At 72.8% G+C, this 19,555-nt stretch carries 19 protein-coding genes and 2 pseudogenes; 10 read left to right on the top strand and 11 right to left on the bottom strand.

The window, feature by feature from the left end; all coding sequences use genetic code 11:
* The first annotated feature begins 56 nt into the window (after positions 1 to 56).
* Positions 57 to 1,289, top strand: a complete 1,233-nt coding sequence (locus tag G7070_RS13205; RefSeq protein WP_284690940.1) for an AMP-binding protein — start codon at positions 57 to 59, stop codon at positions 1,287 to 1,289.
* On the top strand, positions 1,181 to 1,783 hold the full coding sequence (locus tag G7070_RS19470) for an AMP-binding enzyme (protein ID WP_284690939.1): 603 nt from the start codon (positions 1,181 to 1,183) through the stop codon (positions 1,781 to 1,783). The genes G7070_RS13205 and G7070_RS19470 overlap by 109 nt, the downstream gene beginning before the upstream one ends.
* A gap of 13 nt (positions 1,784 to 1,796) precedes the next feature.
* Here the strand turns inward: G7070_RS19470 and G7070_RS13200 are convergent, their stop codons facing one another.
* From G7070_RS13200 to G7070_RS13180, 5 genes are read right to left on the bottom strand one after another with little or no spacing between them, the layout of a single operon-like run.
* Positions 1,797 to 2,126, bottom strand: a complete 330-nt coding sequence (locus G7070_RS13200; protein WP_166234120.1) for a DUF3017 domain-containing protein — start codon at positions 2,124 to 2,126, stop codon at positions 1,797 to 1,799.
* Entirely contained in the window at positions 2,123 to 2,977 is an 855-nt protein-coding gene (locus G7070_RS13195) for a bifunctional methylenetetrahydrofolate dehydrogenase/methenyltetrahydrofolate cyclohydrolase (RefSeq protein WP_166234119.1), read from the bottom strand. The genes G7070_RS13200 and G7070_RS13195 overlap by 4 nt, the downstream gene beginning before the upstream one ends.
* An 8-nt stretch (positions 2,978 to 2,985) precedes the next feature.
* Positions 2,986 to 4,536, bottom strand: coding sequence for a bifunctional phosphoribosylaminoimidazolecarboxamide formyltransferase/IMP cyclohydrolase (gene purH, locus G7070_RS13190; protein ID WP_166234118.1), 1,551 nt, complete (start codon positions 4,534 to 4,536; stop codon positions 2,986 to 2,988).
* A gap of 9 nt (positions 4,537 to 4,545) precedes the next feature.
* The gene (gene purN / locus G7070_RS13185; protein ID WP_166234117.1) at positions 4,546 to 5,160 is read right to left on the bottom strand and encodes a phosphoribosylglycinamide formyltransferase; all 615 of its coding nucleotides are present in this window, start codon (positions 5,158 to 5,160) and stop codon (positions 4,546 to 4,548) included.
* A gap of 9 nt (positions 5,161 to 5,169) precedes the next feature.
* The gene (locus G7070_RS13180; RefSeq protein ID WP_166234116.1) at positions 5,170 to 6,405 is read right to left on the bottom strand and encodes a cell division protein PerM; all 1,236 of its coding nucleotides are present in this window, start codon (positions 6,403 to 6,405) and stop codon (positions 5,170 to 5,172) included.
* 111 nt (positions 6,406 to 6,516) lie between these two features.
* On the opposite strand from G7070_RS13180, the gene G7070_RS13175 reads away from it, so the two are divergent.
* Positions 6,517 to 8,031 carry a sensor domain-containing protein gene (locus G7070_RS13175; protein WP_166234115.1) on the top strand — a complete coding sequence of 505 codons (1,515 nt, stop codon included), beginning with the start codon at positions 6,517 to 6,519 and terminating at the stop codon, positions 8,029 to 8,031.
* A 58-nt stretch (positions 8,032 to 8,089) separates the two neighbouring features.
* Here G7070_RS13175 and sucD read toward each other — a convergent pair whose 3' ends face one another.
* Complete coding sequence (gene sucD / locus G7070_RS13170; RefSeq protein WP_166234114.1) at positions 8,090 to 8,974, bottom strand: succinate--CoA ligase subunit alpha; 885 nt, start codon at positions 8,972 to 8,974, stop codon at positions 8,090 to 8,092.
* Between the two features lie 3 nt (positions 8,975 to 8,977).
* Positions 8,978 to 10,162 carry an ADP-forming succinate--CoA ligase subunit beta gene (gene sucC, locus G7070_RS13165; RefSeq protein ID WP_166234113.1) on the bottom strand — a complete coding sequence of 395 codons (1,185 nt, stop codon included), beginning with the start codon at positions 10,160 to 10,162 and terminating at the stop codon, positions 8,978 to 8,980.
* 377 nt (positions 10,163 to 10,539) lie between these two features.
* On the opposite strand from sucC, the gene G7070_RS13160 reads away from it, so the two are divergent.
* Positions 10,540 to 11,436, top strand: coding sequence for a M23 family metallopeptidase (locus G7070_RS13160; RefSeq protein ID WP_166234112.1), 897 nt, complete (start codon positions 10,540 to 10,542; stop codon positions 11,434 to 11,436).
* Between the two features lie 111 nt (positions 11,437 to 11,547).
* Here the strand turns inward: G7070_RS13160 and pcrA are convergent.
* Positions 11,548 to 14,012, bottom strand: a pseudogene (pcrA, locus tag G7070_RS13155) (DNA helicase PcrA).
* Positions 14,013 to 14,091: 79 nt separating this feature from the next.
* On the opposite strand from pcrA, the gene G7070_RS13150 reads away from it, so the two are divergent.
* Both G7070_RS13150 and G7070_RS13145 read left to right on the top strand, forming a co-directional pair.
* Positions 14,092 to 15,321, top strand: a complete 1,230-nt coding sequence (locus tag G7070_RS13150) for a phospholipase D-like domain-containing protein (RefSeq protein ID WP_246227112.1) — start codon at positions 14,092 to 14,094, stop codon at positions 15,319 to 15,321.
* A 159-nt stretch (positions 15,322 to 15,480) separates the two neighbouring features.
* Positions 15,481 to 15,744, top strand: coding sequence for a GlsB/YeaQ/YmgE family stress response membrane protein (locus G7070_RS13145; RefSeq protein ID WP_166234111.1), 264 nt, complete (start codon positions 15,481 to 15,483; stop codon positions 15,742 to 15,744).
* 110 nt (positions 15,745 to 15,854) lie between these two features.
* Here the strand turns inward: G7070_RS13145 and G7070_RS13140 are convergent, their stop codons facing one another.
* From G7070_RS13140 to G7070_RS20005, 3 genes and pseudogenes are all read right to left on the bottom strand, one after another.
* Positions 15,855 to 16,541 carry a response regulator gene (locus G7070_RS13140; RefSeq protein WP_166234110.1) on the bottom strand — a complete coding sequence of 229 codons (687 nt, stop codon included), beginning with the start codon at positions 16,539 to 16,541 and terminating at the stop codon, positions 15,855 to 15,857.
* The gene (locus G7070_RS18930; protein WP_246227110.1) at positions 16,538 to 17,611 is read right to left on the bottom strand and encodes a sensor histidine kinase; all 1,074 of its coding nucleotides are present in this window, start codon (positions 17,609 to 17,611) and stop codon (positions 16,538 to 16,540) included. Before G7070_RS18930 ends, G7070_RS13140 begins: the two co-directional genes overlap by 4 nt.
* Before the next feature lie 38 nt (positions 17,612 to 17,649).
* A pseudogene (locus G7070_RS20005) lies at positions 17,650 to 17,796 on the bottom strand (PspC domain-containing protein); the annotation flags it as partial.
* A 117-nt stretch (positions 17,797 to 17,913) separates the two neighbouring features.
* Here G7070_RS20005 and G7070_RS13130 point away from each other — a divergent pair.
* The 4 genes from G7070_RS13130 to G7070_RS13115 are packed head-to-tail and all read left to right on the top strand — an operon-like array spanning position 17,914 to position 19,555.
* On the top strand, positions 17,914 to 18,246 hold the full coding sequence (locus G7070_RS13130) for a PspC domain-containing protein (RefSeq protein ID WP_166234108.1): 333 nt from the start codon (positions 17,914 to 17,916) through the stop codon (positions 18,244 to 18,246).
* On the top strand, positions 18,234 to 19,082 hold the full coding sequence (locus G7070_RS13125) for a cell wall-active antibiotics response protein (RefSeq protein WP_166234107.1): 849 nt from the start codon (positions 18,234 to 18,236) through the stop codon (positions 19,080 to 19,082). The genes G7070_RS13130 and G7070_RS13125 overlap by 13 nt, the downstream gene beginning before the upstream one ends.
* A 22-nt stretch (positions 19,083 to 19,104) precedes the next feature.
* On the top strand, positions 19,105 to 19,257 hold the full coding sequence (locus G7070_RS13120) for a hypothetical protein (protein ID WP_166234106.1): 153 nt from the start codon (positions 19,105 to 19,107) through the stop codon (positions 19,255 to 19,257).
* Between the two features lie 49 nt (positions 19,258 to 19,306).
* On the top strand, positions 19,307 to 19,555 hold the full coding sequence (locus tag G7070_RS13115) for a PspC domain-containing protein (protein WP_166234105.1): 249 nt from the start codon (positions 19,307 to 19,309) through the stop codon (positions 19,553 to 19,555).

The following is a 19,555-nucleotide window of genomic DNA, read 5'->3' as shown; positions in this document are numbered from 1 at the left end:
GGGGCGTCCACGGACCGTACCTACGATCCCGTAGCCAGGACGCGTACAGTGACGCCATGACGCACACCGGACGCCCGGCCACCCCTGCGACGGACGCGGTGCGGGCCGCGCGCGACTTCCTGCTCGATCACCCGCACGACTACGCCACGGCCTTCTCCGAGTTCCGCTGGCCCCACCCCGAGACCTTCAACTTCGCCCTGGAGTGGTTCGACGTCGTCGCGGGCGAGCACCCCGATCGGGCCGCCGTGACCATCGCCGAACCCGGCGCCGAGCCCGCCTCCTGGACGTACGGGGAGCTGGCGCGCCGCTCCGACCAGGTGGCCTCGTGGCTGCGCGGGCTGGGGGTCGGCCCGGGCGACCTCATGATCGTGATGCTGAACAACACCATCGACCTGTGGGAGATCCTGCTGGGCCTGCTCAAGGTGGGCGCCGTCGCCATCCCCACCTCCACGCTGCTGAGCGAGACCGACCTGGCCTGGCGGATCGACACGGTGGACGCGCGCTGGGCGATCGCCCCCACGGCGCTGGCCGAGCGGTTCGCCCTCGTGCGGCCGCAGACCCGGGTCATCGGCGTCGGCGACGATCTCCCCGAGGGTTGGACGCCGTGGGACGACAGCCGGACGGCCCCGGACACGTTCGTCCCCGACGGGCCGACCCCGGCCGACGCCACGTCGCTGCTCTACTTCACCTCGGGGACGACCGCCCATCCCAAGCTCGTCCGCCACACCCAGGTGAGCTACCCGATCGGACACCTCTCCACCATGTACTGGCTCGGAGTGCGGCCGGGCGACGTGCACCTCAACATCTCCTCGCCCGGGTGGGGCAAGCACGCGTGGAGCAACTTCTTCGCCCCGTTCCTGGCCCAGGCCACCGTGTTCATCGTCAACTACGAGCGCTTCGACGCCCGCGCCCTGCTCGAGATCATGGATCACCACCAGGTCTCGAGCTTCTGCGCGCCGCCGACGGTCTGGCGCATGCTCATCCAGGCCGACCTCACCCAGCTCACCCGGCCGCCGCGCGAGGTCGTGGGGGCCGGCGAGGCGCTCAACCCCGAGGTGATCAACAAGGTGCGGGCGGCCTGGAACAACACCATCCGGGACGGCTTCGGGCAGACCGAGATGACGTGCTGCGTGGGCAACTCCCCGGCCAGCCGGTCAAGGCCGGCGCGATGGGGCGCCCGATGCCCGGCTACGCCGTCGCGCTGCTCGACCCCGTCACCGAGCAGCCTCTCGAGGGCCCCGGCGAGGGCGAGATCTGCCTCGACCTGTCGGCCGACCACGCGGGCCTGATGGGCGGCTACTACGGCGCACCCGAGCTGACCGAGCACGCCTGCCGCGGCGGCTTCTACCACACCGGCGACATCGCCGAGCGCGACGAGGAGGGCTACCTCACCTACGTCGGGCGCGCCGACGACGTGTTCAAGGCGTCGGACTACAAGATCTCCCCGTTCGAGCTGGAGAGCGCGCTCATGCTGCACGACGCGGTCGCCGAGTGCGCCGTGGTGCCCTCCCCCGACCCGGTGCGCGGGGCGGTCCCGAAGGCCTACATCGTGCTGGCGGCGTCCGGCGCGGCCGACGACGCCACGGCCGCCTCGGTGTTCGCGCACTGCAAGGAGCACCTCAACGGCTACCAGCTGGTGCGGATCATCGAGTTCACCGAGGAGCTGCCCAAGACGGTGAGCAGCAAGATCCGCCGGGTCGAGTTGCGGGCCGCCGAGGCGGCGCGGGTGGCGTCCGGCGACACCGACGGGCAGTTCCTGTACGCGACCTACCGCCGCCGCTGACCCGCCGCGCCCGTCAGGGCTGGGGCGGCACGATCAGCGAGAGCGTCACGATCCCGACCGCCAGGACGGCCAGGCAGCACACGTCCACCGCCCGCGACCGGACGGCGAGCAGGCCGACCCGGTCCGCGGGCAGGGCGGCGCGCAGCACGGTCGCCAGCGCGAACGTGGCCCCGATCAGGAACGATCCGCGCTTCCAGTGCCCCGTGCCGGCCCACACCACGCCGGCCGCGATGCCGAGCAGCACGACGGCGAGCGGCCACTGGCCGACCACCTGGGCGTGCCACGGACGCGGCGGGCGCGGCCCCTGCTCCGGGGCCCAGTGGGTGCGCGGCTGTTCGGTCACGGCGCCGCCAGCGCCTCCGCCCGGTCCACGACGTTGGACAGCAGCATCGCCCGCGTCATCGGCCCGACGCCGCCCGGGTTCGGCGTCACCCAGGACGCCTTCTCCCACACGTCGGGGGCCAGGTCGCCGGCCGTCCTGCCGTCCACCCGGCTGACGCCGACGTCGACGAGCACCGAGCCCTCCTTGACCATGTCCGCGGTGATCATCGACGGCACGCCGGCCGCCGCCACCACGATGTCGGCGCGCCGCGTGTGGTCGGCCAGGTCGCGGGTGCCGGTGTGGCACAGCGTCACGGTGGCGTTCTCGCTGCGCCGGGTGAGGATGAGCCCGAGCGGGCGTCCTACCGTGATGCCGCGGCCCACCACGCACACCTCGGCGCCGTTGAGCTCCACGCCGTGGCGGCGCAGCAGTTCCACGATGCCGCGCGGGGTGCAGGGCAGCGTGCCGGGCTCGTTCAGCACGAGCCGGCCGAGGTTGATCGGGTGCAGCCCGTCGGCGTCCTTGGCGGGGTCGATCAGGGACAGCGCCCAGTTCTCGTCGAGGTGCTTCGGGAGGGGCAACTGCACGATGTAGCCGGTGCAGGCGTCGTCGGCGTTGAGGCCCTCGATCGCCTCCTGCAACTGCGCCGCGGAGGCGTCGGCGGGGAGCTCGACGCGGATGGACGCGATCCCGACCTCCTCGCAGTCGCGGTGCTTCATCCGCACGTAGTTCTGGCTGGCGGGGTCCGCGCCCACCAGGACCGTCGCCAGTCCCGGCAGGACGCCGCGGGCGGCCAGCGCCGCCACCCTGGTGGTCAGCTCCGCCTTGATCGCGGCCGCGGTCGCCTTGCCGTCGAGTCGTTGCGCCGTCATGGCAGCTCCTAGTGGAAGAAGTGGCGGGTGCCGGTGAAGTACAGCGCGACGCCGGCGGCCCTGCAGGCCTCGATCGTCTCGTCGTCGCGGATCGACCCGCCCGGCTCGACGATCGCCTTCACGCCGGCCTCGATGAGGATCGCGGGCCCGTCGGCGAACGGGAAGAACGCGTCCGAGGCTGCGACGCTGCCCGCGGCGCGCTCGCCGGCGCGCTCGACGGCCAGCTTGCAGGAGTCGACGCGGTTGACCTGACCCATGCCGACGCCGACGGAGGCGCCGCCCGCGGCCAGCAGGATCGCGTTGCTCTTGACCGCGCGGCACGCCTTCCAGGCGAAGTCCAGATCGGCCAGGGTCGCCTCGTCGACGGCCTCGCCGGCGGCCAGCGTCCAGGAGGCCGGGTCGTCGCCGGGGGCGTCGAGCTGGTCGGGGGCCATCGCCAGGACGCCGCCGGAGATCGGCCGCAGCGCGACGGCCTCGTGCTCGTAGGCGGGCGCCACCAGGATGCGGATGCTCTTCTTGCGCGCCAGCAGCTCCAGCGCCCCGTCCTCGTAGCCGGGCGCGACGATCACCTCGGTGAAGATCTCGGCGACCTGCTGGGCCATCTCCAGCGACACGGGGCGGTTGGTGGCGATGACGCCGCCGAACGCGCTGACCGGATCGCAGGCGTGGGCGAGGCGGTGGGCCTGCGCGATGTCGTCGCCGATCGCGATGCCGCACGGGTTGGCGTGCTTGATGATCGCCACGCACGGCTGGTCGAAGTCGTAGGCGGCGCGGTAGGCGGCGTCGGCGTCGGTGTAGTTGTTGTAGCTCATCTCCTTGCCGTGCAGCTGGTTCGCGCCGGTGATCCCGGTCGCGCCGGCGGCGTCGGCGTAGAGGGCGGCGGGCTGGTGGCTGTTCTCGCCGTAGCGCAGCGTGCCGACCAGGTCCCAGTCGCGGCCCAGCCACGCGGGGAACGCCTCGTCCGCGGCCGCGGTCTGCCCGGTGAGCCAGGACGCGACCGCGCTGTCGTAGGACGCCGTGTGCTGGAACGCCTGCGCGGCCAGGACGCGCCGCTCCTCCAGGGTGTAGCCGCCCGCGACGAGCGCCTCCTCCAGCTGCGGGTACTGCGCCGGGGAGGTGACGATGGCGACGCTGGGGTGGTTCTTGGCGGCCGCGCGCACCATGGACGGCCCGCCGATGTCGATCTGCTCGACGCACTCGTCCGGGCCGGCGCCCGAGGCGACGGTCTGGGTGAACGGGTACAGGTTGCTCACGACCAGGTCGAAGGGCTCGACGCCCAGGTCGGCGAGCTGCGCGACGTGGGACTCCTTGCGGCGGTCGGCGAGGATGCCGGCGTGCACCATCGGGTGCAGCGTCTTGACGCGGCCGTCCAGGCACTCGGGGAAGCCGGTCAGGTCGGCCACCTCCGTGACCGGGACGCCGGCGTCCGCCAGGGTCTTGTAGGAGCCGCCCGTCGAGACGATCGCGACGCCGGCGTCGGCCAGCGTCCTGCCGAGTTCGGCCAGCCCGGTCTTGTCGTAGACCGAGATCAGCGCGCGCCTGATCGGTGAGCGTTCCATGCGTTCTCCTTAGTCGTCCTGCTCGTGCGTCCCGGACGCCGCGGCGGCGAGCCGGTTGATCGTGTCCACCAACAGCCGCCGCTCGGCGACCTTGATGCGTTCGTGGAGGGTCTCCTCGGTGTCGCCGTCCTCCACCCGGACGGCCACCTGGTCGAGGATGGCGCCGGTGTCGACGCCGGCGTCCACCTCGAAGACGGTGCACCCGGTGACCTTCACGCCGTGCGCGAGCGCGTCCGCGACGCCGTGGGCGCCCGGGAAGCTCGGCAGCAGGGCCGGGTGGGTGTTGATCATGCGGCCCCCGAACCGGGCCAGGAAGGGCTCCCCCACCAGCTTCATGAACCCGGCGCTGACGACGAGGTCGGGGGCGTGCGCCGCGCAGGCCCGCGCCAGGGCGGCGTCCCAGGCGGGGCGGTCGAGGCTGCCGTCGGCGGCGCGGTGGTCGCCCAGCCGGACGACGAACGTGGGCACGCCGGCGGCGGCCGCGCGGTCCAGGGCGGCGATGCCGGGCCGGTCGGTGCCGACGGCGACGACCTCGCCGGCCAGGTCGCCGGACGCCTGGGCGTCCAGGAGCGCCTGCAACAGCGTCCCCGAACCGGAGGCCAGGACGAGGAGCCGGAGGGTCATGGCCACAGCCTAGCCAGGCTCCGGGGCCTCCCCGCGCCGTGCCCGCACCGCGCGCACCCCCAGCACCGCGAGGCCGCCCAGCGCGCCGGCGACCGCGAGCGGACCCACGGCGAACAGCCAGAGTTCCGGGAACCTCGGCCCCAGCCCGGCCAGCGCGCGCGTCCCGAGGTCGCCGACAGCGAACCAGGACGCGGCGGCCCACACCGCGCCCGACGCCGCCCCGGCGATCGCGCCGCGCCAGGCCGCCTCGAGCCAGGTGGGCTCGGTGCCGCGCACCATCACGACGCCGGCGGCGATCCCGGCGGCGACGCCGAGCGCGAGCCACGCCCAGTCCGCCTCGGTGGACACGGTCGGCAGCGCCCCGAAGACGGGCACGGCCGGCAGCGCGGCGACCTCGACGTGGCCGGGGACCAGGAGACCCTGGGGCCCCAGCGTCAGCCCGGCGCCCAGCATGAACGACCCGGCCCACAGCAGGATCGTGGGGAGGTAGACGAGTTGCGCGAGCGTCAGGGTCGCCGTTCCGACGGCGTCGACGTCCAGGCCGGCCTGCACCTCCTGGACGCGCGGCCAGTGCGCCACGAGCGCGGTGAGCGCGACGGCGGCCGACCCGAGCGTGAGCGACCCCAGCCCCGCCGCGACGGCGCGCGGCGCACGGGCCGCCCACGCGGGGGCGTCCGCGAACGGGTGCGCGTCCAGCCCCAGCGCGGCGCCGGGCACCGCCCCGAGCAGCACGACGCCGAAGGCGCCGGCGACGGCGGGCCCGACCTGGTCGGCGCCGCCGACGATGGGCGCCATGATGAGGGCGGCGACGGCGTAGGTCGCGACGCACGTGCCCGCGACGGCGGCCACGGACTTCCAGCGGGTGGCGGCGTCGGCGTCCTCGGGCAGGACCCACTGGTCGGCCGCGTGGTGCGCGGCGGCCGCGCAGGCGGCGACCGCGAGCAGGGTGATGCCCAACGGCATGAGGTCGATCAGGACGCCGCCGAGGTGGGCGGGGGCGCCGTGCGCCGCGAGCCAGGTCTCCCCGGTCGCCTCGAACACGACCAGCGCGGGCGTCCGGGACGCGGCGACCCACGCGACGACCGGGAGGGCGGCCGAGGCGACCCAGCCGGCGACGGCGGCGCCCAGCGTCCAGAGGGTGGCCGCCAGCGGCCAGGGGAGGTAGGTCCAGCGGGGGTGCGCGGCGCCGACGGCGTCCTCGTCGGGCCTGGCCACGGTCAGGCTGACATCGGGGTTCGCTTCCACGGGCGTGCGCATGATGCCCCCATGGTCGCGCGCTCCGGAGCGGGGAATCGTGGAGACACGCCTAGCCTTGGTAAAGTTGCGCCGTTCTGCATCCACGACGTCTGGAGGACGATGAGCGAGCAGGGTGATTCAAGACCGCGCCGGGCGCTTCCCCCGCGGGACGAGGATCCCGCGGCCGGCTCCCCCGACGCGCCCGTCACGGGCGGTCGTCGGGCGGCCTCCGGGTCCCGCGCGGCCGAACCCGCCGCGCAGCAGCGCATCCCCGAGCCCGCGAAGCCGCCCAGCGGACGCGGCGGCGACTCCCCCGGCCGCAGGTTCGCCGAGCCGGGCTCCCCGGCCACGGGCTCCGAGCGGGCCGCCGCCCCGGCCGCCGGGGCCGGACGCCGCCGGATCGTCGTGGCCGTCGTGTCGCTGATCGTGCTCGCCCTGCTCGTCGGCGGCGCCTGGCTCGCCCAGCGCGCGGGCGTCCTCGGGGGCCCGACGCCCACGTCGACCCCCACCCCGACCATCGACCCGGTCGCGACCTACCTCGCCCAACCCGAGGATCTCGCCGGACTCGCGTCCGGCACCACCTGGACGGTCGTCGACACGCTCACCAAGATCGAGCCGACCTCGCCGCAGGCCAAATGCCTCCTCCCGGCGGCCGAGCAGCAGCAGACGCCCGCCGACGCGATGCTGCGGACCTTCTCCGCGGCCGCGGCGGGGACCGGCGCCGTGCTCCACCAGGTGAACCGCTACGACTCCCCCGAGGCCGCCGCGACCGCCTTCGACGCGCTGACGGCCCAGCTCGGCAACTGCGACCGCTCGACGGTGCTGGCCCGCAACGGGCTCGCGATCACCGGCCTGTCCGACGAGGCGGCCGGCCAGGTGCTGGTGGTCCAGGACGCGACCAGCGAGTACCACACGATCGCGCTGTCGCGGACCGGAGCGCGCGTGAACATCATGGACGCCACCCACACCGAGGCCCCCGTCGGGGGCGAGGCCGTCGCGGGCGTGCTGTCGGCGGTCGGCGTACGTCAGTGCACCGACGGCGGCACCTGCCCCGCCCAGGTCGCCGTCACCGAGGGCGCGCCGCTGCCCTCGACGCCTGCGGGCTGGCTCTCGGCGGTCGACCTGCCGCGCATCACGACCGGTTCCGGTTCGTGGCGCGCGACCGAGGTGGCGGACGCGGTGACGCTGCCGGGCACCAAGTGCGAGGCGATCGACCTGGCCGGCATGCCGGGGGCCACCAGGAAGCAGCAGCGGACCTACCTGCTGCGCGACGACACGAACGCGCCGCAGAACTTCGGCGTCGACGAGGCGCTCTACACGTTCGGCTCCGCCGAGGAGGCGCAGGCCGCCTTCGCCAAGCTGGCGCAGAACATGGACGCCTGCGCGAGCCGCGCGGCGACCGCCCAGGTCACCCGCACCGGGGATCCGAGCGGCTCCGGCGCGGCGGCGGCGTGGGTCGTGGTGCAGAAGGTCGATCAGGCCTCGACCACCGCACGGTTCCGCAGCGCCGCCCACGTGTCGGGGGCGCACCTGGTCTACCTGGTCGCCAACCCGAGCGAGAGCTTCGACTTCAGCGATGACAGCTGGCACGGCGTCGCGGCCCGCGCCGGGCAGCGGCTGGCCGAACTCGCCTGAGCAACCGACGAGGCCCGCCGACCGGAGTCCGGTCGGCGGGCCTCGTGCGTGGCGCGGGTCAGCGGTGGCGGCGCATCACGTCGCGCACCAGCTGGGCGGTCTCGCTCGGCGTCCGGCCGACCTTGACGCCGGCCTTCTCCAGAGCGGCCTTCTTGGCGGCGGCCGTCCCGGAGCTGCCCGACACGATCGCGCCGGCGTGCCCCATCGTCTTGCCCTCGGGGGCGGTGAACCCGGCGACGTAGGCGACCACCGGCTTGGTGACGTGCTCGCGGATGTAGTCCGCGGCCCGCTCCTCGGCGTCGCCGCCGATCTCGCCGATCATGACGATGCAGTCGGTCTCCGGGTCGTCCTGGAAGGCTTGGAGGCAGTCGATGTGCGTGGTGCCGATGATCGGGTCGCCCCCGATGCCCACGGCGCTGGAGAACCCGATGTCCCCCAGCTCGAACATCATCTGGTAGGTGAGGGTGCCCGACTTCGACACCAGCCCCACGTGACCCGAGCGGGCGATGTTCGGCGGGATGATGCCCACGTTCGAGCGTCCGGGCGAGATGATCCCCGGGCAGTTGGGCCCGATGAGCCGGACGCCGGCCTGCTGGGCGGCCGCGAAGAACTCGGCGGTGTCGGCGACGGGGATGCCCTCGGTGATGACGACGATGAGCTCGATCCCGGCGGCGATGGCGTCCATGACGGCCGCCTTGGCGTGCGGCGGCGGCACGAAGACCACCGACACGTTCGCCCCGGTGGAGTGCCGGGCCTCGGCCACGGTGTTGAACACCGGGATCGGGTCCTCCTCGAACGTCACCGACTGGCCGCCCTTGCCGGGCGTGACGCCGGCGACGATCCGGGTGCCGAACATGAGCATGCGGTTGGTGTGCTTACGCCCCTCGGTGCCCGTCATGCCCTGGACGATGACCTTGCTGCGATGATCCAGCCAGATGGCCATGACTCACTTCCCTCCCATGGCCGCGGAGGCCAGCTGCGCGGCCTTGGCGGCCGCCTCGTCCATCGTCTCGACCTGGGTCACCAGCGGGTGGTCGTACTCGGCGAGGATCGCGCGGCCGACCTCCACGGCGTTGCCGTCCAGCCGGACGACGATGGGCTTGCTCGCCCGGTTCCCCAGCTGGCGCAGCGCCTCGCGGATGCCCTTGGCCACCTCGGAGCAGGCCGTGATGCCGCCGAAGACGTTCACGAACACGACGCTGACCTGCGGGTCGGACAGGATGATGTCCAGCCCGTCGGCCATGACCTGGGCGGACGCGCCGCCGCCGATGTCGAGGAAGTTCGCGGGGCGCGGCTTGCCGGGGAGTTCCTCGCCGGCGTACGCCACCACGTCGAGGGTGCTCATCACCAGGCCGGCCCCGTTGCCGATGATTCCGACCTGGCCGTCCAGCTTGACGTAGTTGAGGTCCTTGGCGCGGGCCCGCACCTCGAGCGGGTCGACCTGGCTGTCGTCGCGCAGTTCGCCCCACGCGGGGTGCCGGAAGTCGGCGTTCTCGTCGAGCGAGACCTTGCCGTCCAGCGCGATGATGCGGCCGTCCTTGGTCTTGACCAGGGGGTTCACCTCGACGAGCGTGGCGTCCTCCGCGTCGTACACGCGGCCCAGCAGCACCAGGACGCGCGCCACCTCCTCGGCGACGTCCTCGCCGAAGCCGGCCTCCGCGACGATCGCCGCGGCTGCCTCCTCGTCGAGCCCGGTGCGGGGGTCGAGCGCGTGGCGCACCAGCGCGTCGGGTCGGTCCTGGGCCAACTGCTCGATGTCCATGCCGCCCTCGACACTGCACATCGCCAGGTAGTTGCGGTTGGCGCGGTCCAGCAGCATCGAGAAGTAGTACTCGTCCTCGATGTCGGCGCCCTCGGCGATCATCACGGCGCGGACCGTGTGGCCCTTGATGTCCATGCCCAGGATGTCGCTCGCGGCCTTGTACGCGTCCTCGGGGGTGGCGGCGAGCTTGACGCCGCCCGCCTTGCCGCGTCCGCCCACCTTCACCTGGGCCTTGACCACCACGAGGCCACCACCGAGTTCCTCGGCGGCGGCGCGGGCTTCGGCCGGGGTGCGGGCGACGATGCCCCGCAGGACCGGTACGTCGTGCTCAGCGAAGATGTCTCTCGCTTGGTACTCGTAAAGATCCATGCTCTCCGTCCTTGTCATCGTGCGGCGTCGGTGCGGCACGGTTCGGAGGTTACCGCCCCGGGGACCCACGGCCAACGCGCGTCCGGCGGCGGGCTACGCCCTCCACCGGGTTGCCGAGGTCGCCCCGACGCGGCCGGGGGACGCACGACACCCACCGTGACCTCGCGCCGGGGGCGCCGCACCGAACACCCGGCCGACCCGTGGTCCGGGGGCACCCCACCGGGCCGCGCGGGCCGAGAAACCCTCCCGCCAACCCGCGGCAACAACCTGAGAAGATTTCTGAGAAACATCTAAGAACTGCTAACTTTGTTCCTGTTGCTCAGGCGTGGAACGACCCCCGCACGGGCAGTCAGATTTTCTCAGGAAAGGCTCCACGCGTGGCACGTTCGCTCCCCGGCTCCTACCAGCCACGGTGCGCCATCGAAGATCCCGACGCGGCCTTCCTGGACGGCTCCTCGCTCCCCCGCCGCAAGGCCACCCCGAACCGCCTCCTGCGCGGCGGCATCGCCCTCGGCGCCGCCGGCGTGGTCGGCCTGCTGGCCGTCGTGACGCCGGGCGTCGCGACCAGCGCGATCGCCGCGAACAACCCCGCGGTCGTGGACGCCACCCCCGCCGCGGACACCACCGCCCGTCCCGGCACCACCGACGCCTTCGCCGTCCGCGGCTCGCAGACCGACCGCAACACGCTGCGCGAGGAGATCGAGACCACCGTCGAGACCGCCGTCGCCGAGCGCGCGGCCGGCCTGGAGAACGTCGGCGAGCAGGTCGCCCAGGCGCAGACCGCCGTCGCCGCCGAGGCCCGCAGCGCGTCGCTGACCTCCACGACCACCGCGATCGACGCCGAGAACGAGCGCATCAAGTCGCAGGTGTTCTTCTGGCCCACCGAGGGCGGCATCGTCTCCCCGTGGGGCATGCGGATGCACCCGATCCTGCACTACAGCCGCCTGCACGGCGGCGCCGACATCGGCGGCGCGCTGGGCGCCCCGATCTACGCCGTCGCCGACGGCACGGTCACCAAGGCCGCCGAGGGCTACAACGGCGGCTCGGGCAACAACGTCCGCATCGACCACGGCAAGGTCGACGGCGTGGCGCTGGAGACGTCCTACCTGCACATGAACTCGCTGGAGATCAGCGCCGGCGCGACGGTCAAGAAGGGCCAGCGCATCGGGACCGTGGGCAACACGGGCCTCTCCACCGCCCCCCACCTGCACTTCTCGGTCTACGAGAACGGCGTCAACAGCGACCCCGCCCCCTGGCTGGCCAAGGGACGCTGACCCCGCACGCACCCGGCCCCGGCCGTCCGCTCAGGACGCCGGGGCCGACGCATGTCCGGCGGGCGCCTGCCCGGTCCTTTCCCGGCCACGTCCGCCCGTCACCGAACCTCGCTAGAGCTTCTCCATGGGCGCGTGCTTGACCGACAGCTTCTTCTGCCCCGAGGAGCCGAAGTCCACGACGACCTTGAGGTTGTCGCCGGCCCCGCCGTCTCGGTGACGGTCCCCATGCCGAACGTCGTGTGCAGGACGCGGTCGCCGATCGACAGCGCGGCCGCCACCTTGGGCGCGGGCGCCTTGGAGCCGAAGCCCACGGTGGAGCGCCACGACTGGTCGCTGCGGCGCTGGGCGCCGCTGGACCACGAGCCGACGCTGCTGCCGAGCCGCCGCCAGTCCAGGAGCCGGGTCGGGATCTCGTCGACGAAGCGGCTCTGGGGGTTGTACTGCGGCTGGCCCCACATCACCCGGACGGTCGCCCGCGTCAGGTACAGCCGCTCCCGGGCGCGTGTGATGCCCACGTAGGCCAGCCGGCGCTCCTCGGCGAGCTCGGTCGGGTCGGTCATCGCCCGCATGTGCGGGAAGATCCCGTCCTCGAACCCGGTCAGGAACACCGCCGGGAACTCCAGGCCCTTGGCCGTGTGCAGCGTCATCAGGGTCACCACGCCGCGATCGTCCGCGTCGGCGTCCGGGATCTGGTCGGAGTCGGCGACCAGGGCGATCCGTTCCAGGAAGGCCGCCAGCGAGTCGTCGGGCTCGGGCGAGCCCAGGGTGAGCGCGCCGCCGTCGGCGTCCTCCTCGGGCGGCTCGGCCGACTCGACCGGCAGCAGCCCCGAGGTGCCGGGGCCCACGTCCTCGGTGTGCGCAGCGGCCACGAACTCCCCCGCCACGCTGACGAACTCGATGAGGTTCTCCAGACGGGTCTGGTCCTGCGGGTCCTTCGACTCGGTCAACTCGTCGAGGTAACCCGAGTCGTTGAGGATCGAGGCGAGGATCTGGTCGGCGCTCACGCCCTCCGCCACGAGGCGGCGGTGCTCGGCCATCATCGCGGCGAAGCCGGCAAGCTGCTTGGCCGAGCGCGGGGCGAGGCCGGGGATGTCAGCCACCTGGTCCAGCGCGACCCCGAACGGCAGTCGGCGTTCCGCCGCGTAGGCGTCCACCACGGCCTCGGCACGGTCGCCGATGCCGCGCTTGGGGACGTTGAGGATGCGGCGGACGCTCACGTCGTCGGCGGGGTTGGCGATCGCGCGCAGGTACGCGATCGCGTCGCGGATCTCCTTGCGCTCGTAGAAGCGGACGCCGCCGACCACCTTGTAGGGCAGCCCGACGCGGATGAACACCTCCTCGAAGGCGCGGGACTGGGCGTTGGTCCGGTAGAACACCGCCATGTCGGAGTAGTGCATGCCCTGGTCGACGAGCCGGTCGATCTCCGAGGCGATGAACTGCGCCTCCTCGTGCTCGGTGTCGGCGACGTACCCCACGACCAGTTCGCCGTCGCCCGCGTCGGACCACAGCCGTTTGGCCGGACGCCCCTCGTTGCGCTCGATCACCGCGTTGGCCGCGGTCAGGATGGTCTGCGTGGAGCGGTAGTTCTGCTCCAGCAGGATGGTGCCCGCCCCGGGGAAGTCCTCCTCGAAGTCGAGGATGTTGCGGATCGTGGCGCCGCGGAACGCGTAGATCGACTGGTCGGAGTCGCCGACGACCATCAGTTCGGGCGCCTCGACCTGCCCCTCGTCGCGGGCCCCCTCGCCGCACAACTCCCGGATCAGCGCGTACTGGGCGTGGTTGGTGTCCTGGTACTCGTCGACCAGCACCTGCCGGAACCTGCGGCGGTACTTCTCCTTGATGTCGGGGAACGCCTGCAGCAGGTGCACCGTCGTCATGATGAGGTCGTCGAAGTCGAGCGCGTTGGCCGCCACCAGGCGGCGCTGGTACTCCGCGTAGGCCTCGGCGTGGACGGCCTCGGCCCCCACGGCGTCCCGCGCGGCGCTCTCGTGGTCGACCAGTTCGTTCTTCCAGTCCGACACGGCGTTCATGACGCCGCGGACCGGGTAGCGCTTGGAGTCCAGCCCCAGGTCGCGATGCACCAGCGACATCAGCCGCTTGGAGTCGGTGTCGTCGTAGATCGAGAACGACTTCGACATCCCGAACCGGTCGATCTCGGTGCGCAGGATCCGGGCGCAGGCGGAGTGGAACGTGGAGACCCACATGAGGCGGGCCCGGTTGCCGACCAGATCCTCGACGCGGTGCCGCATCTCGGCGGCCGCCTTGTTGGTGAAGGTGATCGCCAGGATCGAGCCGGGGTGGACGCCGCGCTGGCCGATCAGCCACGCGATCCGGCGGGTCAGGACGCGGGTCTTCCCCGAGCCCGCTCCGGCCACGACCAGCAGCGGCGACCCCTCGTGCTGGACGGCCTCGCGCTGCGGCGGGTTGAGCCCCTCGAGCAGTTCCTCGGGCGACGCCCGACGGGCCTTCCCCTCGCGTCGGCGCGGCGGTTCGCCCACCTGCGCGGCCGCCGTCGGGACGGGGGCGGGGCGCGCCGGCTCGGCGTCGAACGTGAAGAGATCGGGGAGGTCAGTCATGGCCGTCCCAGGCTACCTCCCGCGGTCGGAGCGGGCCTCCCACCCGCGCCGTCGCGGCGGCGCCACTACAGTGACGTGCATGGTGTTGGGGCGGGTGCGGACGGCCGCGAAGGTGAGCCTGGCGGCGCTGGCCGCCGCGCAGGCCGGCACGATCGCCGCGCTCATGGTGGTGGACCGCCGCCGCAAGCGTCACCGCGGGCACGTGCGCTTCCCCAGCACCCCGCCGCGCGAACTCCCGGCCGGGGAGGACCTGCTCAGCGTCTACACCAAGGGCCGCGACCTCTACGACGACATGATCGCGGCGATCGACGCCGCTGAGCACACGATCTTCCTCGAGACCTACATCTGGAAGGGCGACCGGGTCGGGCAGCGCTTCAAGCGCGCGCTCACCGAGGCCGCCGCCCGCGGCGTCGAGGTGCACGTCGTCTACGACGTGTTCGCGAACCTGGTCGTGCCGCAGAAGTTCTTCCGGTTCGACCCGCGCATCCACGTGCTGCGGCACCGGCCCTGGACCGGGGCGCGGGGGCCGCTGTCGTTCCGCAGCCCGGGGCTGAACCACCGCAAGATCCTCGTCGTGGACGGCACCACGGCGTTCCTGGGCGGCTACAACCTCGGCTCGCTGTACGCGACCCGCTGGCGCGACACCCACCTGCGCATCCGCGGGGCGGCCGCGGCCGACCTGGCGAACGCCTTCGTCGACTACTGGAACATGGCCCGCCGCGGGCAGCGGGCCCTCCCCCAGCCGGCCGACCGTCCCTGGGAGTCCTCGGTGCGGATCACCCGCAACGTGCCGAGCATCGGGGTCTACCCGATCCGCTACACCTACCTGGAGGCGATCGACCGGGCGCGGGACCACATCTGGCTGACCCACGCCTACCTGATCCCCGACGACGACCTCACCTACGCCCTGGTGGAGGCAGCCGACCGCGGCGTGGACGTGCGCATCATCGTGCCGGCGGAGTCGAACCACATCGTGGCGGACTGGATCTCGCGCGGCTTCTACACCACGCTGCTGCGCCGCGGCATCCGCCTGTTCCTCTACCAGGACGCCATGGTGCACGCCAAGACCGCCACCGCGGACGGCCGCTGGTCGGTGATCGGCACCGCCAACCTGGACCGGCTCAGCCTGACCGGGAACTACGAGATCAACGCCGAGATCCTGGACGCCGACGTGGCCGCGGAAATGGAGCGCATCTTCGAGATGGACGCGTCGAACTGCATCGAGTTGACGCTGGAGGAATGGCAGACCCGCTCGATCGCGATGAAGGTGAGCGAGGCGATCCTGTCGCCGCTGCGGCACTTCCTGTGACCGTCCGGACGCCGGGGAACCGCTCCCCCGCCGCGTCGCAGGGGCATCCGGGATCGCCCGACCAAAAACCCTGAACTTGTTCGGGGTGATCCTGATTCGGCCCTGTCATATCGGCGTGTGACTGGCGGTCGACGCGAACCCGCACCTAGTATCTCGGCTATGGGAACAATCATCGCTTACATCGTCATCGGTCTCATCGGCGGTGCGATCGCCAAGGCGATCATGCCGGGCACGCAGGGTGGCGGCTGGCTCGCCACCATGGCTCTGGGCATCGTCGGCGCTCTCCTGGGCGGGTTCCTGGGGGGCCTGCTCTTCAACGTCAACTACTCGGAGATCTTCTCGTTCCAGGGCCTGATCACGTCGATCGTCGGCGCGCTCATCGTCCTGGCCATCTGGGGCTTCGTCGCCAAGCGTCGGGCCTGACCGATCCGCTCGACCTGACAAGCAAGGTCTGACCAAGCAGATCTGACAAGCACGAACCCGGCCGGACGCCTCGCGTCCGGCCGGGTTCTCGTCTGTCCGGGTCCGGGTGACTACACCAGCTTGCGGTCGGTGGCCCAGCGGGTGAGCTGGTGGCGGTTGGACAGCTGCAGCTTGCGCAGCACGCTGCTCACGTGGGTCTCGACGGTCTTGATCGAGATGAACAGCTCCTTGGCCACCTCCTTGTAGGCGTAGCCGCGGGCGATCAGGCGCAGCACCTCGCGCTCGCGCTGCGAGAGCCGGTCCAGGTCCTCGTCGATCGAGGCGATGTCGATGGCGCCGGAGAAGGCGTCCAGCACGAAGCCGGCCAGCCGCGGGCTGAACACGGCGTCCCCGTCCGCGACGCGCCCGATGGCCTCGACCAGTTCCGGGGCGGAGATCGACTTCGTGACGTAGCCGCGGGCGCCCGCGCGGATCACGCCGATGACGTCCTCGGCGGCGTCCGAGACCGACACGGCCAGGAACTTCACCTCGGGGCTCTTGGCGTGCACCTGCTTGATGACCTCGATGCCGCCCCCGCCGGGCAGGTGCACGTCCAGCAGCACCACGTCGGGGTCGGTCCGCAGCACGGCCTCGACGGCGGTCGGGGCGTCCTCGCCCTCGCCGACGATCGTCACGTACGGGCCGATGTCGTGCTTGACGCCGCTGCGGAACATCGCGTGGTCGTCCACCACCACGACCCGGCGCTGGCGGTTGGACGCCTCGGGCGCGGTCGGGCGTTCGGGGGTCTGCTCACTCATCGCTTCATCTCCAAGCTCACTTCCGTGCCACGGTCGGGATTCGACGTGATGCGGGCCGTGCCGTGGTGCCGACCCATCCGCTCCAGGATGCTCCCGCGGACGCCGTGGCGGTCCTCGGCGATCGCGTCGAGGTCGAAGCCTCGGCCACGGTCCCGGACGAAGACCTCGACGAGATCCTCACCGACCTCAGCGTAGACGTCCACGACCGCCGCGCCCGAATGCTTCGCGGCGTTCGTCATGGCCTCGCGCGCCGCCTTGACCAGTTCGGCCAGGGCCGGCGACAGTTCCGGGTCCTCCCCCACGGTGACGGTCTCGACGGTGACGGGGAACAGGTCCTCCAGGTCGCCGGCGGCCTCGAGCAGCGCGGCCCGCAGCGTCGCCGCCTGCTCGTCGGCGCCGTACAGCCACTCGCGCAGTTCGCGCTCCTGCCGGCGGGCGAGCCGCAGCACCTCCCGCGGGTTGTCCGACTGGCGCTGGATGAGGGCCAGGGTCTGCAGCACCGAGTCGTGCAGGTGCGCCGCCAGGTCGGCGCGGGCGTCCGAGAGCAGCTTCTCCTCGCGGATCTGCGCGAGCGCGCGCCGGGCGCGCAGGACCCACGGCGTCGCCATGAGGGCCAGGCCGGTGAGCAGCAGCACCAGCGCGATCAGGAGGGTGGGCGCCGACGCGGGGGCCTCGGTGACGATCAGCAGCACGGCGCCGGCCAGGCACAGGGCGGCCATCACGTGGGCGAGCACGGTCGTCCAGTGCGCGGCCAGCGAGCGCGCCCAGCCGCGCAGGCCCTGCGCCGCCTCCCGCGCGGTGCCGCCGGCCCGGTCGGCCTGCCACCAGACCAGCGCCAGGGACGCGGCCACCAGCAGCGCGATGCCCAGGGGGCGGGCGGACAGCCCCCAGCCCAGCAGCTGGACCAGCCACAGCAGCCCGAGCCACACCAGCCCGAACGCGGCGAGCTGCCCCAGGTCGCGGGCATCGTGAGGGGGCGGTGCTCCGCCTGCTCGCGCATGCCGCGCCGCGACGCGGCGTCCACGCCGGGGGCGGCGTGCTGCGCCGTCGCCGGGGGGATGACGAGCCACAGCGCGAGGTAGGCGGCGACCCCGACGAGCTGCCAGGCGCCCAGCAGCACGAACACGCCCCGGATCACCCACACGGACAGGCCGGTGTGCTCGCTGAGCCCCGCGGCCACGCCGCCGATCTGGGCGCGCTCGAGGGGACGCACGAGGCGGCGTGCCGGTGCGTCGACGGTCTCAGGAACCGCCATCTCCCCCTGCACCATGGCCTCAGCCTAGGGGACGCCGCCCCGTCCCCCATCCCGGACCAGGGTGGCCAGGGGTGCTTCCCTGACGGTTCCGGCCGCGGGACTCGACAGAATGGACACATGACCCTGCAGCCCCTGGTGCGCGACCGCGCCGACGCCAAGATCGGCGGCGTCTGCGGTGCGCTCGCGCGGTCCTCGGGGCTCGACCCGCTCCTGGTCCGCATCGGCTTCGCGCTGCTGGCCGTCGTGACCGGCGGCGTCGCGATCCTCGGCTACTTCGTGCTCTGGGGGCTGACCCCCTCGCGCGAGACCGGGGTCGAGCCGCTGCGGCAGTGGCTCCCCTTCACCCGGACGTGGTCGCCGACCGCCCTGGTGATCGTGGTGCTGGCCGCCTCCCTGACGCTGGGGGCGTCTTCACCGGCTCGGGCCCCGGCCCGCTGGTGCTGCTCCTGATCGTGTGGCTGCTGCTGCGCAACGGCTCGCGGCGGCGCACGCCCCCGCCGCAGCCCGTCTTCGAGCCCCGCACCCCGTTCGAGCGGCTCGCCCGTGCGTGGGAGCAGCGGCTCGCCAACGTGGACGCCGGCCGTCCGGTGGACTGGGCGCCTGAGTACGACGACCCCGACCCCCACGGCCTCTACAGCGCCCCGTCCGACGTGGTGGGCAGCTCGGTGCACCGCCGCCACGGCCGGCGGAGCTGGTTCGGCGTCCTGGTCGGGGTCGGCGCGGTGTGGTTCGCGTGCGGCGCGCTCGGCAGCCTCGGCGTGACCGTCCCGCCGCTGGCCTGGGCCAGCGCCTCCCTCGCGGTGCTGGCGCTCACCCTGGTGTGGTCGGCGCGCCCGTCGCGGGCGGCGCTCGGCCGGCCGCCGCTGCTGGCGACCGTGACCGTCCTCACCGGACTGCTCACCGCCGGGCTGCTCGTCACGACCGTGGTCGGCGGCGCCTCGCCGCAGCGGCTGATGATCAGCAACTCCACGCCCAGCCCGATCGCCGTCGGCGCCGCAGAGCTCGCCATCGGGGAGCACCTGCTGGACTACACCACGACGCCGGTGCTGGCGGACTCCGAGGTCGAGTACTCGATGATGCTGGGTGAGGTCACCGTCGTGGTGCCCGCGACCGGCAACGTCGTGGTGAACACCTGGGTGGACGCCGGCGAGATCGCCACCCCCGGGTCGAGCGCCGAGGGCTTCAACATCCACGACTCGTGGCGCCGCACCGAGGTCCCCGACGCCCCGACCCTGACGATCAACGTCCGGCTCTCCGCCGGCGACGTGAGGGTGGTGGAGCCGTGACCCCCGCGCCGACGTCGTGGCCATGGTGATCGGCCTCGTCAGCCTGCTGCTCGCGGGGCTGGGGCTCTGGGCCGCCTTCGGCCAGGTCTCCTGGACCGCCGTCGCCCTGGCCGCGCCGCTGTGCCTGGTCGTCATCGGCGTCCTCGGCCTCCTCGCCTCCCGGCACCGTCCCTGACCATCCGTCCCTACCACCGACAACCGCAAGCCACCACGAAAGGAACGACATGTCCGACAACTCCTTCAAGCGGAGCAGCTCCAACAAGATGATCGCGGGCGTCTGCGGCGGGCTGGCGCGCCAGTTCGGCATCGACGCCAACCTGATCCGCGTGATCTTCGTCATCGCCGCGTTCTGGCAGATCGGCTGGATCGCCTACGCGGCGCTCTGGCTGGTCCTGCCCAGCGACGACGGCCCCTCGGGCCTGGAGAGCCTCATGAACCAGTTCAGCAACAAGGGCGGCGGCGCGCAGCACTAG

Origin of the sequence: Propioniciclava coleopterorum, assembly GCF_011393335.1 — a bacterium.
Lineage (GTDB): Bacteria > Actinomycetota > Actinomycetes > Propionibacteriales > Propionibacteriaceae > Propioniciclava > Propioniciclava coleopterorum.
Note: the sequence above shows the minus strand (reverse complement) of the source record. Positions and strands in the feature narration are given on the sequence as shown.